Origin of the sequence: Hyalangium sp. (assembly GCF_035629615.1) — a bacterium.
Classification (GTDB): domain Bacteria; phylum Myxococcota; class Myxococcia; order Myxococcales; family Myxococcaceae; genus Hyalangium.
This window is the reverse complement of the sequence record NZ_DASPHO010000184.1, coordinates 1-15623: the sequence shown is the minus strand read 5'-3', so window position 1 is coordinate 15623 and position 15623 is coordinate 1. Positions and strand designations below refer to the sequence as shown.

Below are 15623 nucleotides of genomic sequence, written 5' to 3'. Positions count from 1 at the left end.
AGGCACGCTCTTGTCGATCGAGACATTCTAGCGGACCGCTAGTTAGGGCGTGGGTGGGGAGCATAGGACAGATGGGGGCCCTGTTGAGGGTGGCGTGCTGGTGCAGAGAAGTAGGGGAGGGCTGCTGCCGTGTGCCCATGGGCCGCGTGGCAGGTCAGAGGAGAGGCAGTGCAACCCCGTGGGGCACACGCCGGCTCAGGCGGCTGATGTGCGTCCCATCAGCGTCAGCAAGCGGTGACCCATGGGGGCCCCGGGTCCCGGCTGGGCTCAGCGAACGTGAGGGCTGTCTGGATCCTCGCCCAGGGCAGCGCCGTGGGTGGCGATCACGCGCGAGTAGAAGCGCGCGCTGTCCTTGGGAGTTCGCTTCAGGCTCTCGAAATCGACGTGGACGATGCCGAACCGCTTGGAGAAGCCGAGCGACCACTCGAGATTGTCGAACAAAGACCAGAGCATGTAGCCGCGCACGTCGATTCCCCGCTGGATGGCGGTATGGACGGCTGTCAGGTGCTTGCGCAGGTAATCGATTCGCAGCGGATCGCGGACGCGGTTGCCCTCGGCGACCGGAGGATCGAAGAAGGCGGCACCGTTCTCGGTGATGTAGAGCGGAATAGGTCCGTAGCGCTTCTTCACCATCTCGAGCGTGTCGATGAGGCCCTGCGCGAACACCTCCCATCCCGTCTCGGTGTACGTGGCCCCCTTCTGTCGCACCGGCGCGGCCCGCTGCGGCCAGGCGAGCTCGTCAAAGCGCGTCACGCTGCGCGTGTAGTAGTTGATGCCGAGAAAGTCGATGGGCTGCCGGGCCAGCTTCAGCGCCTCCGCTGACCAGGGCTGCCACGCCTCGCCGAAGATCTCCGTCAGCTCGGCGTCCGGGCAGCTTCCCAGCAGCGCGGGATCGAGGTACTGCCGGTTCATATACGCGTCGGCTCGAGCGGTGGCCGCCAGGTCGGCCGCGCTGTCCGAGGCGGGATACTTGGGCTCGAGATTCACCACCAGGCCTATCTCGTGCTTGCCCGCGGCACGATAGGCCTGGACCGCCGCGCCGTGCGCCCGCATGAGGTTTCGCGAGGCGATCGGGGCCTCGAACAGATTCCTGTGACCCGGGGCGAGCGGGCCGTGCAAGTAGCCGCCGTCGGTCACGACCCACGGCTCATTCAGCGTCGCCCACTTCTTTACCCGGTCGTCGAGCCTGCGGAACAGCGTGGTCCCGTAGTCGGCGAACCAGCCCGCGATATCGGGATTGAGCCAGCCACCGAGATCGTCGAGGGCGGCAGGCAGATCCCAGTGAAAGAGCGTGATGAGCGGCTCGATGCCGTTCTCCAGCAGCGCATCCACGAGCCGGTCGTAGAAGTCGAGGCCGGCCGGGTTCACGGCGCCCTTGCCGTGGGGCAGGATGCGGCTCCAGGAGACGCTGAAGCGATACGCCTGCATCCCCAGCTCGCGCATGAGCGCCACGTCACTCGCGTAGCGCCGGTAGTGATCACAGGCCACATCGCCGGTATCGCCGCTGGGCGTCAGGCCAGGCGTGTGCAGGAAGCGCTGCCAGATGCTGGGGCCCGCTCCGTCGGCGAGCGGCGAGCCCTCGATCTGATAGGCCGAGGTGGCGCTGCCCCAGAGGAATCCGCGTGGAAACTCGATGGTCTTGGTCATGTTCGATTCATTCAAGGAGGGAGGGTGATCTCAGGGGCAGCGATCGCTCCGGCGCGGCTTCATCCCTTGACGCTCCCCGCCAGGAGGCCCTGGATGTAGTAGCGCTGCAGCACCAGGAACAGCACCAGGACAGGCAGCACCGTGATGACGCCGCCGGCCATCATCAGCTCGCTGTCCTGCACGTGCTCTCGCGTCAGCGAAGCCAGCGCCACTGGCAGCGTGTGGCGGTCGTCATCGGTGAGCACGATGAGCGGCCAGAGAAAGTCATTCCACGAGCCGAGGAAGGTGAAGATCGCCAGGGTCACCAGGATCGGACTCAGCGACGGGAGCACGATCGACCAGAAGAGGCGGAGCTCGCCCGCTCCGTCGATGCGAGCCGCCTCGAGCATCTCGTCCGGAAGGGAGAGCGCGTACTGGCGCACGAGGAAGATGCCGAAGACATTCGCCACCGACGGGAGCAGCACGCCCAGGTACGTGTTGACGAGCCCCAGGTGCTTGAGCAGCAGGAACAGGGGAATCATGGCGACCTGCGCGGGGATGATGAGAGCCCCCAGCAGGATCCGGAAGAGCCGCTCGCGGCCAGCGAAGCGCAGCTTGGCGAACGCATATCCCGCGCTGACGTTGAAGACGAGCGAGAGCAGGGTGGCCGCCGTGGCCAGGAACAGGCTGTTGGCGAAGCTGCGGCCCATACCGGTCTGGGCGAAGAGCTGGTGGTAGTTCTCGAGCGTGGCCGCGCGAGGGAGCAATGGCGGTGGAGCGCTGCTCGCCTCTCCCGGCGCCATGAAGGACGCCGACACCATCCACAAGAGGGGACCCAGGCTGACCGCCGCGGCTGCGAGCAAGGCTGCATTCACCAGGAGGGCCTGTGACCTCAGCGTCATGGCTCACTCCAGCGGCGAAGGGCGAAGGACTGCACCAGGGTCACGGCGAACATGAGAAGAAAGAGGAGGAAAGCCACCGCCGAGGCGGAGCCGAGGTTCCACCACTTGAAGCCCTCCTCGTACATGAAATAGAGGACGCTGGTCGTGCTCTGCAGCGGGCCACCCTGCGTCATCACGTAGGGCTCTGCGAAGAGCTGGAAGTAGCCCGCCATGGTCAGGATGCTGACCAGAACCAGCGTGGGAGCGAGCGCGGGCAGGGTGACGAAGCGCAGCTGCTGGAGGGCCGAGGCGCCCTCGATGCGCGAAGCCTCGTACAGCTCCTCCGGAATGCTCTGTAACGCAGCCAGGAAGATCACCATGTTGAAGCCGAAGTTCTTCCACACCGCGAACAGGATGATCGCCGGCATGGCCCAGCGGGGATCGCCCAGCCAGTCAATCGGGTGGATGCCGACCCGCCCGAGAAGGTCGTTGATGAGGCCGTAGCGGGTGTGCAGCAGGTAGTTCCAGATAACCCCGACCGCGACCAGGGTCGTCACGACCGGTGCGAAGAGCGCCGTACGGAAGATCGCCTTGCCGCGCGCCACCGCCGAGTGAAGGAGCAGCGCCGCGGCAAGCGAGACCGCGATCGAGAGTGGAACACCGGCGAGGACGAAGAAGAGCGTGTTTCCGAGCGCCTTCCAGAAGAGCGGCGTCTGGAGCAGGCGCAGATAGTTGCCTCCCCCGACGAAACGAAGGTTGTCGAGCTGGGCCAGGGCGTAGATGTCGAAGTCCGTCAGGCTGAGGCCGAGCGCAGCCAGGACAGGCAGGAGGAAGAAGACGGCGATCATGAGCAGGGCGGGCGTCACGAACACCCACCCGGCGTGCGCAGTCTTCACTCGCCGGCCTCCCGCGCCAGGATCCAGCGCCGCTTCTCCAGGATGCGATCGGCGCGCTCATCCAGCTCCGCGGCGGCGGCGTCGACAGTCAGGCCGCCGTGCGCCGCCTGCTCTGCGACGATTCTCATCTCGGTGGCGATGCGCTCCCACTCCGGCACCTTGGGGGTGGGCTCGACCCGCTCGAGCTGCTCCCGGAACGCGGCAGCGTAGCGATCGCCGCTGAGCGCCGAGTCATCCCAGCTCGACCGCCGGGGCGGCAGGTCGCCGGACAGCGCGTAGAAGCGACGCTGGACCTCGGGCTGCGACAGGTACTCGATGAGCTTCCAGGATGCCTCCTTGCGCCGGGAGTCCGCGAACACCACCAGGCTTGAGCCACCGGCATTCGACAGGCCAGGGCCGTTGGGGCCGGGCAGCGGCGCCGTCATCCAGGCTCCCTGGAGCTCCTTGGGCAGACGGCGCTTGAACTCGGCGATGTTCCAGGGACCGGTGATGTAGAAGGCGAAATATCCGCGAGCAAACTCGTTCCAGACGTTCGCGATCTGGGTGTTGGTTGCGCGCGGAGCCAGCTCCTTCTCGAACAGCTCCAGGTAGAAGCCAAGGGCGCGCCGGAAGCCCTGGCTGCGAAAGTTGCCCCAGCGACCGCCATCGCGCAGGAGGGGCTCTTCCTGCTGAAGGCCGAGGAGGAGCAGCGGCTCGAACTCGTTGAGCGGCACCAGGATCGAATAGTGATCCGCGCCAGGCAGTCGCTTGATGGCGATGAGCATCTCCCTCCACTCGTCCCAGCTCCTGGGCGGGTGAGCAAAGCCAGCCTGGGCCAGGAGGTCGCGCCGATAGAAGAGCAGCCGCGTGTCGACATACCAGGGGATGCCGAAGAGCCGGTCGTTGATGACGTTGGTATCCCAGATGCCGGGAAAGTAGTCCTCCTGTTCGACGACGGTCGACGCCGCGGCGGACGGATCCAGGGCGGCGAGCGCTCCGAGCGTGGCGAACTCGGGAACCCAGGTGTTTCCCATCTGCGCCAGGTCGGGCGTCGCGTCTCCCACGAACGCGGTCAGGAGTTTTTCGTGCGCCCCCTGCCAGGGCAGCTGCTGCACGTTGACGCGGATCCCGGGATGGCTCGCCTCGAAGCCACGCGTCAGCTCGGCCACCACTTCACCTTCCCGACCCATCGCCCAGAACTCGAGCACGATCACACCCGAGTCAGGTCTGGCGCAGGCGGCCATGCAGCACACGAGCGCCGTAATGGAGAGCCAGCGGGCTCCCAGCCCCGGTGACCCCGCGCCAGCCACCATCACTTCTGCTCCTCGAGCCAGCCGCCCTGGAACCCCGCGCGCTTGAGGCCTGCACGGAGGTAGGGGTTCTTGCGCATCACCCGCCACACGAGCTGGCTCCGGTGGTTCTCGATCATGGCAATGATCGGCCCCTGGTCGATGCCGAGATAGTCGTCAGCCACCCAACCGAAGCCCGGCACCCGACGGCCCTCCTGGAGCGGGACGTCGTACGCGAAGCTGGGATTGAAGGAGTCCAGGAAGCCGTAGGTGGAATAGATGTGCTCGCCGTAGCGGCGGTGCATCTCCAGGACCGCCGGGATCGCGATCTCGGGTGCGAACGGGATGGACGCGGCGGCTGCAGTGGGCGCCAGGGTGCCATCGTCATGGAGCCCCGGGCCACGGGCCGAGTAGCTGCGAAACATCCGACGCTTCCCTTGGTAGTCGAGCTCCACGTCGGCCGGCCCGTCGCAGGCGGTCCACCCCCAGATGTCCTGGCCGTACCCCTTCCAGCCCTCGGGATGGGTCATCGCATACGCGCGCTGTGCATACGTGGCCCGCCGGCTGTTCTCGAAGTAGTCCATCCCGCGGCCGCGCATGTAGCCGTCCTGGATGCCGCGGAAGTCCACCCACACATGGCTGTACTGGTGACCGAAGAGGGGAGGGAAGCCCAGATGCTCCTGGCCGAAGAAGGTGCCCCAAGTCTCCTCGTAGCCGGAGACCCACTCCTGCCAGGCAGCCGGCTCGACGGGAAACGTCGGCGAGCCCAGGGCGAGGAGCACCAGCAACATCGCCTCGTTGTAGCCCCTCCAGTCATACGCGATGAAGCCGGCCTCCGGTGACCAGCCATGCGAAATGGCGGGAGGGCGGGCCTGCGCCCAGCGCCAGTCGACCCTGCGATAGAGCTCGTCGGCCAGCTTCCGGATCTCTGCTTCCTGAGGCTGGGAGCCGTCGAAGTAGGACTGCGCGAACAGCACCCCCCCGAGGAGCAAGGCGGTGTCGATGGTGGAGAGCTCGGTCTCCTCGAAGCGGTGCCCCGACTTCATGTCCAGGAAGTGGTAGAAGAAACCCCGGTGGCCGCTCACTCCACTGGCCTCGGGGCCCTGTGGCGCGGAGTGGAGGAAGCGCAGCGTAGTGAGCACCCGGTCGCGGGCGGCTTCGCGGCTCACGTAGCCGCGCTCCACGCCAATGCCGTACGCCGTCAGGCCGAAGCCGACCGCGGCGATGCTGCTGAAGGACGGGCTCGGATACCGATCCGGGAGCAGACCGTTCTCCGGGTTCGCTGTCTCCCAGAAGAAGCGGAAGGTCCGCGCCTCCAGGTCATCCAGCAGCTCTTGCGATGAGACGTGCGTGGCGCTCGGGGGCGAGCGCCGGTTCGGGTGGCTGTCGGCGCAGCCCGCCACTGCGCTCGGGAGGAGCAACGCAGCGGCCACGGCAGAGAGAAGCGGGCGGCGGCCTGGGCGTGCCATCAAGGGGAGGCTCCTCTTCAGAAGCTGTAGCCCATGCCGAACTGGACGTTGCGCGGCGGAGCCACCAGGGAGGAGGGCTGGCCGAACTTCGGGTTCTCAGGGTCTGTCGACGGCGGGATGAACCCGTCGTATCCGCCGAAGTTCTTGGCGTTGAAGAGGTTGAAGCACTCAGCGAAGGCGCTGATCCGGCGCCCTTCGGAGATCACGAAGTCCTTCGCCAGCCGGACGTCCACCTGGCTGAACTGAACGAAGCCCTCCGCTCGGCCTCCATTGCGGCTGAACACGAACTCGGTGGGTCCAAAGCCCTTGGACGCATCGGAGATGTTGAAGGGCAGCCCGGATCCGAGCGTGATCACCGTGGATAGCTTGAACTGCAGCGGCAGCCCCACGATGCCGGAGAGCACGAGGCGGTGACGCTCGTCGGTCGTGGTGGGAGTGATCGGGGTGTCCTTGACGGTTGGGTAGTCGAAGTTGAAGCTCGTCCCGCGCTCCTCCGCGAAGCCCAGGGTGTAGGCCAGGGACGCGCCCCACTGAAGGCCCCACTTCGAGAGCTCGCTCGAGTAGGGCTTCTCCGCAGAGACCTGCACGCCTCTGTAGGAAGAGGTCCGGTCGTCGACCGAGATGATGACATTGCCGAAGCCGCCCGGCGTAGGAATGAAGTCACGGTTGCCCGTCGACCTGCGGTTCGCGGGGTAGAAGCCGACGCCGTTCTGGCTGCGGATGTACGTGAGCGTCACCGAGGTGTTGACCGGTCCGAGCTGCTGCCGGACACCCGTGCTGAACTGGTCGCTGAACTGCGGTTTGGTGTCGTTCTCGAGCAGGAAGATCTCCGGTGCCGGTGCCACGCCTTGGTCGATCAGCGAATCGAGCCCCTCCTTGCTCAGGTACTCGGACCGCCAGGCGATCGTCGGCTGACCATTGCGGGGGGAGCCATCCTGCGAGAACTGGAAGGTGCGGACCTGGTACTGAAGGCGAAGCCGCTCGTCCACCGCGGTGTTGAACAGCGTGCGGTCGTAGTAGCGCCCAGCGCCAGCGAAGAGGACCGTGTGTCCGTTGTCCCGCACGTCGAACGCCACGCCGAGCCGCGGCTGTATCGCCCCCAGGAAGATGGGGCGCTGCTGACCGTTGGAGACGTAGTTCTCGACCCGGAAGAAGTCGGGCCCGTTCGTGGGCTCGACCAGGCGCGCGAGCTCCTCCACCGCCGCGCGAACATCCTCGGGAGTCACGTAATCGTTGTTCAGCGGGTGGGTCTCGACATCCCACCGGAGGCCCACGTTCAAGGTGAGCCTCCTGGCGATCTCCCAGTCGTCCTGGACGTACACGCCGAGCTGCGTGTTGTTGGCCGTCATCTTCGGGTCGCCGACGCCATAGGCGGCTTCGAACGGGAAGTCGTAGCTGAGGTTGTTGGCGGCGTCCTGGCGGAAGCGGAAGACAGGGTTCCCGAAGAGCGTGCGCTCGATCTGGTACTTCTGGAAGGAGAGCTTGGCGCCGGTTTTCACGACGTGCTGGCCGGCCCACTCGAAGTTCGCGAACGTCGCGTCATCGCGCAACGTGAACGCCTGCTGGCCGATGTCCTGGCTGGTGTCGCGGCCGCCAAGCCGGATGACGCCCTGGTAGTCTCGCCCCACCACGCCGGGGGTCGCGGCGGTCGGGTTGAACTGCGAGTCGAGGTACTGGAACGTGGCTTCATTCGTCAGCGCCCCCAGCCGCAGCTGATGCCTGACCGCGGCGGTGATCACATTGTTTCGCACGTTCTCGGCACCCTCGAACCCCACCAATCCGCCGAAGCTGCGGATGTCGGTCTCTCTCCGGATGCTGGCGCTGAGATCCACGGTCTGGTTGCCGGCCGGCCGCCAGGTCAGCTTCCCGAAGCCGAGGTGCTCGCGGAAGGGGCTCCCGAAGCTGCCCTGGAACTCGCCGAACTGGCTCAGGTTCTCCGGTGTGGGATTGCCCATCGTCACCTGGTTCGAGCGGTCCTGAAGGTTGCCCTCATAGGTCGCGAAGAAGTGCAGCTTGTCCTTCACCAGGGGGCCACCGAGTGCAGCCCCGAACTGTGAGCGCAGCAGATCGGGCCGCTCCAGATCACCCCGCTCCACGTCGAAGGAGTTCCGGGCCGCCAGGGCCTTGTTCTGAAAGGTGAGGAAGAGGTCGCCGTGGAAGTCGTTTCCGCCCGAGCGCGTGATCGCGGAGATGATCGCGCCGCTGGCCTGCTCGTACTCGGCCTTGTAGTTCTGGGTGATCACCCGGAATCCGCTGACCGCGAGCTGGGGAAAGGGGTTTCCGCGGCTTGAATCCTGACCCACCACCCCGCCTTCGATGACGTTGTTCTTGAGGCTCACACCGTCCACGAAGACGTTGGTGTTGCTCGCCTCGAGAGCGCCGGACGAGTAGTTCTTCTTGAGCTCGTCGTTGGAGAGGCGAACGCCAGGCGCCAGGGCCGCGAAGTTGAGGAAGTTGCGGTTGCCCTGGGGAAGGTTCTCGATCTCTTCGCGGCTGACGTTGGTGGCGACCTCGGCCGTCGAGCTCTCTGTCGTCTTCCCTTGGACGACGATGGTCTCGCTCTGGCCGAGATCGAGCGGCACCTCCTCCGCGAGGTTGATGTCCAGGTCCACCGTCTGGCCGACCTGCACGGTGACCGTCCGGTACACCTCCTTGCCGTCAGGCTGGGTCGCGGTGATCACGTACTCACCGGGCTCCAAGCCGGTCAGGAGGTGAGAGCCGTCCGCGCGCACAGTCCCTTTCGCCGAGGAGCCGGTGTTCGTATTCACCGCGAGCACGGACACGCCGGTGGTCGCACCGCTGGCCGAGCTGAGGCCAACCCGGATGGTCGCCGTCGTCTTCTGCGCGAGCGCCGGCGTGGCCGCCAGCAACATGACGACGCCCAGTACGCTCCACCTCTGGTCGACCCTGCTGCCCTGCTTCCTGTTCATGGCAACCTCGCTGCTTGACGCCGGGAGCGTCGTTTGGGCGGCTTCTCGACGCCGCAAGACTCGCGAACCACCACTTCGGGCACCAGAGCGCGCGACACCGGCCGTGATCGCGTCGGGCTCTCGATGCTGAGCAGGAGCTGCTCCAGCGCGGACTGGCCGAGATCCGCGATCTGGACTCGCACCGTGGTCAGAGCGGGGCTGACCAGCGAGGCGAGCGGGATGTCGTCGAACCCAGCCACGGCGATGTCGTCGGGGACGCGCAGACCGGCCTCTCGGAAGGCCACCATGCAACCGACCGCGATCACATCGTTGGCAGCAAAGACTGCGTCGGGGCGGTCAGGTTGGGCGGCCAGGAGTCGCCCGGCGAGGTAACCCGATTTCTCGCTGAAGTTTCCAGGCAGCACCTGTGGTGCGACCCTTGGTAGAGAGGACGCCAGCTCGTCGCGATAGCCTCGCAGACGCTCCTGGGCGTCGAGGTTGAGCTCCGGCCCCGCCACGTGCGCGATCCGCCGGTGACCGCGCCCGACCAGATGGCTGACCATGGCGCGTGCACCGCGGTAGCTGTCGATGGTCAGCGTCGAGTGTCGGGCGTCCTCCAGCGGGCTGTTGAGGAGCACGATCGGCAGGGCGCTGGGCAGGTTCTTGTCCAGGAGCGCAGCATCGACGTGTGGCGACATGACCAGGAGCCCATCCACCCTGCCGCGCATGGTGCGGATGGCGACAGCAAGCTCCGCCGCATCACCGTGCGTGCTCGACAGCAAGAGCTGCAGGCGCCGGAGGCGCGCCACGGCATCAATGCCGCGGATGAGCTCCGAGAAGAACTCGCCGTGCAGATCCGGCAACAGGACGCCGACGACGTTCGTCCGCTGGGTGATCAGGCTGCGCGCCCCGCTATGCGGCACGTAGTGGAGGGAACGCACCGCGGCCAGCACGCGCTCGCGCGTCTCCGCGCCCACGCTGTCATGGTCGTTCATGACGCGCGACACCGAAGCGATGGAGACGCGGGCCTTGCGAGCCACGTCCTTGATGCTGGCTTGCGATCCGCCGCGCGCGATTCTGGCCATGGCCTGGAGCAGCCATGTAAACGTTTTCCCGCTCTGAGTAAACGTTTTCTTGATGACGCTGCGCGGCGAGAGGGCCCCTCGCCGCGGCTCCGCGCCGCGAAGTGACTCTCACTTCGTGCCCAACTGAGGGAGACTCCGAGACACTCATGACGAATGCTCTCCTTGCCAATGACCTGAAGCAGGCAGAGAGGGAGTGGCCATGATGGCGGGTGTGGCCGCCGCCAGCGCGCTACTCCTCCTCGCTGCGGCCGCGCCTGATGCGCGCGCGCCGATGATGCTCGACACATTCGACGACATCACGCCCTGGCGGGTGGCGGCGTCGGACGGCGTCTCCGTCTCGAAAGCGCCGACGCCGGGCGAGAAGGGCGGCGCGCTCCAGCTGTCCTTCGATCTGGGCCCATCCGCCGGCTACGCATTCGCGCATCGCGACCTTCCGCTCGACCTGCCGGACAATTTCGAGATCACCTTTCTCGTGCGCGGCGAGGCAGCGCCCAACAATCTCGAGTTCAAGCTGGTTGACGCCAGCGGCGATAATGTCTGGTGGCACGTCCGGCGCGACTTCCGCGTCCATCGCGAGTGGCGCGAAGTGCGCATCAAGAGACGCCAGATCTCCTTCGCCTGGGGGCCCACTGCGGACAAGACGTTGCGCCGCGGAGCGGCGATCGAATTCGTGGTCAGCGCGGGCAGCGGCGGCGGCGCGGGATGGTTCGAGATAGATCAGCTCGTGATCCGGCGTCTTCCGGTCGATGTCGGCGATCCGCCGCCGATCGCCGCGCGGGCAACATCGGCGAACGAGCTTGCGCCGCTCGCCGTCGATAGCGATCCGGCGACCGCCTGGCGCAGCCCTGCGTCCACCCGCGGCCCGCCGGCGCTGACGCTCGATCTGGGTCGCATGCGCGAGTTCGGTGGGCTTTCGCTCACCTGGTCGCCAGGCGCGCACGCGCGCGACTATGACATCGAGCTCTCCGACGAGGGGCTCAGCTGGCGTCTGCTGCGCCGCGTGCGTGGCGGAGATGGCGGCGAAGACCCGATCATGGCGACGGAGTCGGAAGCCCGCTTCATCCGCATCCGGATGCAGAATCCCAGCGGGCAGGGTCTTGGACTCGCGGACATTCGCGTCGAGCCGCTTGAGTTCGGCGCCGATGTGAACGCCTTCCTCACGATGCTGGCGCGCCGCGCGCCGCGCGGCCTCTATCCGCGCGGATTCGTCGGCGAGCAGAGCTACTGGACGCTGATCGGCGTCAAGGGCGGCGGTGACGGCGCGCTCTTGTCGGAGGACGGCGCGCTCGAGATCGGCCGCGGCGGCGTTTCCATCGAGCCCTTCGTCACCGACGCGACAGGCATCACAAGCTGGGCGGACGCCGCGATCGCGCATCGTCTCGCGGACAACTCCTTGCCGATGCCGGCCGTGGAGTGGACGCGTCCCTCCTGGCAGCTGACGGTCAACGCCTTCGTGGCCGGCGAGCGCGGGAACGATCGTCTCGTCGGCCGCTACACGCTGAAGAATCTCACCGACGCGCCGCTCTCGCTGCGGCTTGCCCTGGTCGTTCGCCCGCTGCAGGTCAATCCGCCGACGCAGTTTCTCACCACTCCGGGCGGCGTAAGCCCGATCCGTACGATGGCGTGGGATAGGGGGAGGATGAGCGCGGGCATGCGTCGCATCTTCCCGCTCCAGCGCCCCGACATGGCGGGCGTTTCAACGTTCGACGGCGGCGCCTATCCGCAACGCCTCATGCGGGCCGATGCGGCAGGCGAGCGCGCGGTTGAGGACGAGACGGGCCTCGCCTCTGGTGTGCTGGCCTACGATGTTGTTCTGCCGCCACTCGGCGAGAGGCGCCTCAGCATTGTCGCGCCGCTGACGGGTGACGCGCCTGCCTTGCCACATACGGCGCCCGAGAGCTGGCTCGACCAAGAGGAGGCGCGCGTCGCAGCCTTCTGGCGGAAGGAGCTCTCCGCCGCCCAGGTGGATGCGGCCGGCGGAGGGCGCGAGGTGACGAACGCGCTGCGCACCTCGCTCGCGCACATGCTCATCATGCAGGATGGGCCGATCCTGCGTCCCGGCGCGCGCTCCTATGCGCGCTCCTGGATCCGCGACGGTGCCATGATCGCCGAGGCGCTTCTGCGTCTGGGTCACGCGGAGGAAGCCAAAGCCTATCTGCGCTGGTACGCAGCGCATCTCTTCGCCAACGGCAAGGTCCCCTGCTGCGTCGATGCGCGCGGAGCCGATCCCGTGCCAGAGAACGACAGTCACGGCGAGTTCATCCATCTGGCGGCGGAGGTCTGGCGTTACACCGGCGATCGCGCCCTGCTTCAGTCCGTCTGGCCGAAGGTGGCGGCGGCGGCGCAGTACATGAATCAGCAGCGCCTCTCCGAGCGCATGCCGTCCCAGCTCTCCTCGCCGGAGCGGCGCAACCTCTTCGGACTCATGCCACCTTCCATTTCGCATGAAGGCTATTCGGCGAAGCCCGCCTATTCCTACTGGGACGATTTCTGGACGCTGCGCGGCTTCGAGGACGCCGTCATGCTTGCGGCAACGTTCGGCGATGCCAAGGCACGCGCGCGCCTTGCCGCACAGCGTGATGAGTTCCGTGCTGATCTGATGACGTCCCTGCGCATGACTGCGCGCCGGTTCGATATTCCCTATATCGCTGGCGCCGCCGACCTGGGCGATTTCGACGCCACCTCGACGACGATCGCGCTCTCGCCCGGGGGACTCCGCCGTCAATTGCCTGCCGATCTCCTGGAAGGAACGTTCGATCGCTATTGGCGAAACTTCACGGAGCGACGCGACGGCGCTGCATCCTGGAAGGATTACACGCCTTATGAATGGCGCGTCGTTGGCGCGTTCGTCCGCCTCGGACGCCGCGACCGCGCCAGGCAGGCCCTCGATTTCTTCATGGACGATCGTCGCCCGCTCGCCTGGAACCAGTGGGCGGAGGTCGTGGGCCGCGACCCGCGCGAGCCTCGCTTCATCGGCGACATGCCGCATGGCTGGGTTGCCTCCGACTTCATCCGCTCGGCCCTCGATCTGTTCGTGTACGACCGGCGCGACGACGACGCGCTCGTCATCGCCGCCGGCGTTCCAGAGAGCTGGCTGCGCGATGACGGAGTGCGTATCGAGAATTATCGCACGCCGTGGGGCGCGCTGAGCCTCGCCATGCGGGCGGATGGTGACCGTCTGACCATCAGCCTCCATGGAACGGCCCGGCCGCCTGGCGGTTTCGTCATTCCGGCCGATCTTGTCGGCGCGTCTGACGCGCTCGTGGACGGTCGCCGCACGAGGTGGAACGGCGCTGAGCTCAAGGTCGCACGCGCTCCGGCAACCATCGTCCTCATTCGCCGGAAAGAAGGGCGCTGACCTGCTGCTTGGGGCTCAACACCCTGCGAGGCTCACCCCGTTCAGCCGGGCAGGCTTCCAGATTCCCCGGGACGCAACTTATGGCCGTTCATTCCGAGAATATGAGAAACCCCCTTCCCTGAAATGCCTCCGGGGCTCTCATGAACCTGATCAAGCGTGGCCTGAACCTCATCAATCGCGTGCAGAACGGCGTGCAGAACACCGTGGACAAGGCGCAGGACGTCGTCAGCAACGCGACCAACGCGGTGCGTCAGGGGGTGGAGCAGGGGGGGCGGCAGCTCGGCCAGTTCGTGGATGGGTTCGAGGATCAGGTCGCGCAGAAGGCGGGGTTGCTGGGGGATCTGTTTGGCGGGGACAAGTCGGACCGCGTGCATGACGGGCAGCTGGTGGGGGCCGGGGGGCAGACGTTCGCCCCGGGCACGCCGCTGAGCCAGATCCCGGGCGTCACGCCCAGCGACAACCCGAACCCCTCCGAGACGATCCTGTACGTGAACGGCATCGGGAACACGAAGGACACGCAGTTCCATGGCATGCAGGAGATCGCGGACACGACGGGGGCGAAGATCGTCGGGGTGCACAACGCCACCGAGGGCATGGCGAGCGATCTGATCCAGAGCGTGAAGGACAAGCTGGACAAGGGCACCAACCCCGCCGTGGACACGATGGCGGACACGATCTACTCGGAGCTCAAGGCGGGGCGCTCGGTGCACGTGATGGGGCACAGCCAGGGAGGGCTGATCCTGAGCCGGGCGCTGGGAGACGTGGCGAACCGGCTGCGCCTCGAGGACGGGCTGTCGCAGGCGGACGCGGAGAAGCTGCTGGGCCAGGTGAAGGTGGAGACGTTCGGGGCGGCGGCCTGCAAGTACCCGGACGGGCCGCAGTACGTGCACTACGTGAATGACAAGGACCTGGTGCCGACGATGTTCGGCCTGGGAGACGGGGACAGCCCGCTGGACTTCCTGCGCGATGCGGGGAGAGGCGCGGTGGTGCGTCACTTCGAGTACGGCGATGGCATGAGCGGCACTCACCGGCTGGACCAGGCCTACCTGCCGTTCCGAGTCCCGTTCGATGAGGCGCGCGCGGGCCGCTCGTAGCACGGCCCCCGGGCCATCAACGCGGCGGGTTCTTCTTCGGACCGGTGTCAGGGCGGGGATCGGCAACGAAGCCATCCCGGTTCGGCATCTTCACGAGCGGCAGCGTCCGCTCGTTCATCACCGTGTCCTCGCCGATGATGCCGTCCGCGTGCAGCAGGAAGGCGGTCAGTGCGTAGACCTGGTCGGGAGTGAGAGTGCCCGGCGCGACATAGGGCATCGCCCGGTGGATGTAGTCCCAGATGGTGGTGGCGAAGGGCCAATAGCTGCCGACGGTGAGCCGGGGCTCCTCGTCCTTCAGGCTGCCGCGGCCACCGACGAGCGCGGCGTAGCTGTCTCGCCCCTCGCCGTTGGCTCCGTGGCAGGTCGCGCAGAGCGTGGCGTAGAGGCTCTTTCCCTCCCGCGCCGTTCCGTGCCCGGGAGGAAGGCCGGCGCCGGTCGGCAAGACCGAGATATCGCTCGCCTGGATCTCCTCAGGCCTGGCGACCCGGCCGATGTCGTAGCGGGGAGGGGCCGTCCCCCCGCCGACGAGCCAGAGCAGCAGCAGGACGTCAGGCATGAGTCACCGTCCCATCGCTCTTGACCTTCCACACCTTGATCCCGTTGTAGTGGTCGAAGCCATCTGGACCGGGCTTCATCCCCCGAACCGCGACCAGCTCGTCGCGGGTGGGCTGAAGGTATCCGGTCTCGTCGGTGCACCGGGATTGAAGGGTCGTGCCCTCTCCACGCCATCGCCACGGCAGATGGAAGCGGGTGAAGGCCTTGGAGAGGACCGGTTCCTCGAGCTCGGCGACCTCCCAGCTCACACCGCCATTCGTGGAGACCTCCACCTTCCGAATCCGTCCGCGGCCAGACCAGGCCAGCCCTGAGATCTCATGGAACCCGGGGCCCGACAGCTTCTGCCCCCCGGCCGGACGGGTGATGACGGACTTGGCCTCCATCACGAAGCTGAACCACCGCGCCTTCCCGTCGGGCATCAGGTCCGTGTAGCTGACCACCTCGTCGCGGGTCATCGCCGGCTGATCGACGACGTGGAGTCG

General features: G+C 66.8%; 10 protein-coding genes and 1 pseudogene. 2 read left to right on the top strand and 9 right to left on the bottom strand.

Annotated features, from left to right (window positions below; genetic code table 11):
• Positions 1–267: 267 nt before the first annotated feature.
• The 7 genes from VD972_RS09510 to VD972_RS09480 are packed head-to-tail and all read right to left on the bottom strand — an operon-like array spanning position 268 to position 10134.
• Positions 268–1647, bottom strand: coding sequence for a GH1 family beta-glucosidase (locus VD972_RS09510; protein ID WP_324984198.1), 1380 nt, complete (start codon positions 1645–1647; stop codon positions 268–270).
• A gap of 59 nt (positions 1648–1706) precedes the next feature.
• A complete protein-coding gene (locus tag VD972_RS09505) occupies positions 1707–2528 on the bottom strand; it encodes a carbohydrate ABC transporter permease (protein ID WP_324984195.1) in 822 nt (273 codons plus the stop codon).
• A complete protein-coding gene (locus VD972_RS09500) occupies positions 2525–3403 on the bottom strand; it encodes a sugar ABC transporter permease (RefSeq protein ID WP_324984192.1) in 879 nt (292 codons plus the stop codon). Before VD972_RS09500 ends, VD972_RS09505 begins: the two co-directional genes overlap by 4 nt.
• Positions 3400–4695, bottom strand: a complete 1296-nt coding sequence (locus VD972_RS09495; protein ID WP_324984189.1) for a sugar ABC transporter substrate-binding protein — start codon at positions 4693–4695, stop codon at positions 3400–3402. The genes VD972_RS09500 and VD972_RS09495 overlap by 4 nt, the downstream gene beginning before the upstream one ends.
• On the bottom strand, positions 4695–6140 hold the full coding sequence (locus VD972_RS09490; protein WP_324984186.1) for a glucoamylase family protein: 1446 nt from the start codon (positions 6138–6140) through the stop codon (positions 4695–4697). The genes VD972_RS09495 and VD972_RS09490 overlap by 1 nt, the downstream gene beginning before the upstream one ends.
• Positions 6141–6157: 17 nt before the next feature.
• Positions 6158–9070 (bottom strand): TonB-dependent receptor, encoded by a 2913-nt coding sequence (locus VD972_RS09485; RefSeq protein WP_324984183.1) that lies wholly within the window; start codon positions 9068–9070, stop codon positions 6158–6160.
• On the bottom strand, positions 9067–10134 hold the full coding sequence (locus tag VD972_RS09480) for a LacI family DNA-binding transcriptional regulator (RefSeq protein ID WP_324984180.1): 1068 nt from the start codon (positions 10132–10134) through the stop codon (positions 9067–9069). The genes VD972_RS09485 and VD972_RS09480 overlap by 4 nt, the downstream gene beginning before the upstream one ends.
• Positions 10135–10333: 199 nt before the next feature.
• Between VD972_RS09480 and VD972_RS09475 the strand changes: the two genes are divergently transcribed.
• Together VD972_RS09475 and VD972_RS09470 are read left to right on the top strand one after the other, a co-directional pair.
• Positions 10334–13492, top strand: coding sequence for a discoidin domain-containing protein (locus VD972_RS09475; RefSeq protein WP_324984177.1), 3159 nt, complete (start codon positions 10334–10336; stop codon positions 13490–13492).
• A gap of 140 nt (positions 13493–13632) precedes the next feature.
• Complete coding sequence (locus VD972_RS09470; protein WP_324984174.1) at positions 13633–14586, top strand: hypothetical protein; 954 nt, start codon at positions 13633–13635, stop codon at positions 14584–14586.
• Positions 14587–14602: 16 nt separating this feature from the next.
• Here VD972_RS09470 and VD972_RS09465 read toward each other — a convergent pair whose 3' ends face one another.
• Together VD972_RS09465 and VD972_RS09460 are read right to left on the bottom strand one after the other, a co-directional pair.
• A complete protein-coding gene (locus VD972_RS09465; RefSeq protein ID WP_324984171.1) occupies positions 14603–15142 on the bottom strand; it encodes a cytochrome c in 540 nt (179 codons plus the stop codon).
• Positions 15135–15623 (bottom strand): annotated as a pseudogene (locus VD972_RS09460) (sulfite dehydrogenase); the annotation flags it as partial. The gene VD972_RS09465 and the pseudogene VD972_RS09460, both read right to left, overlap by 8 nt.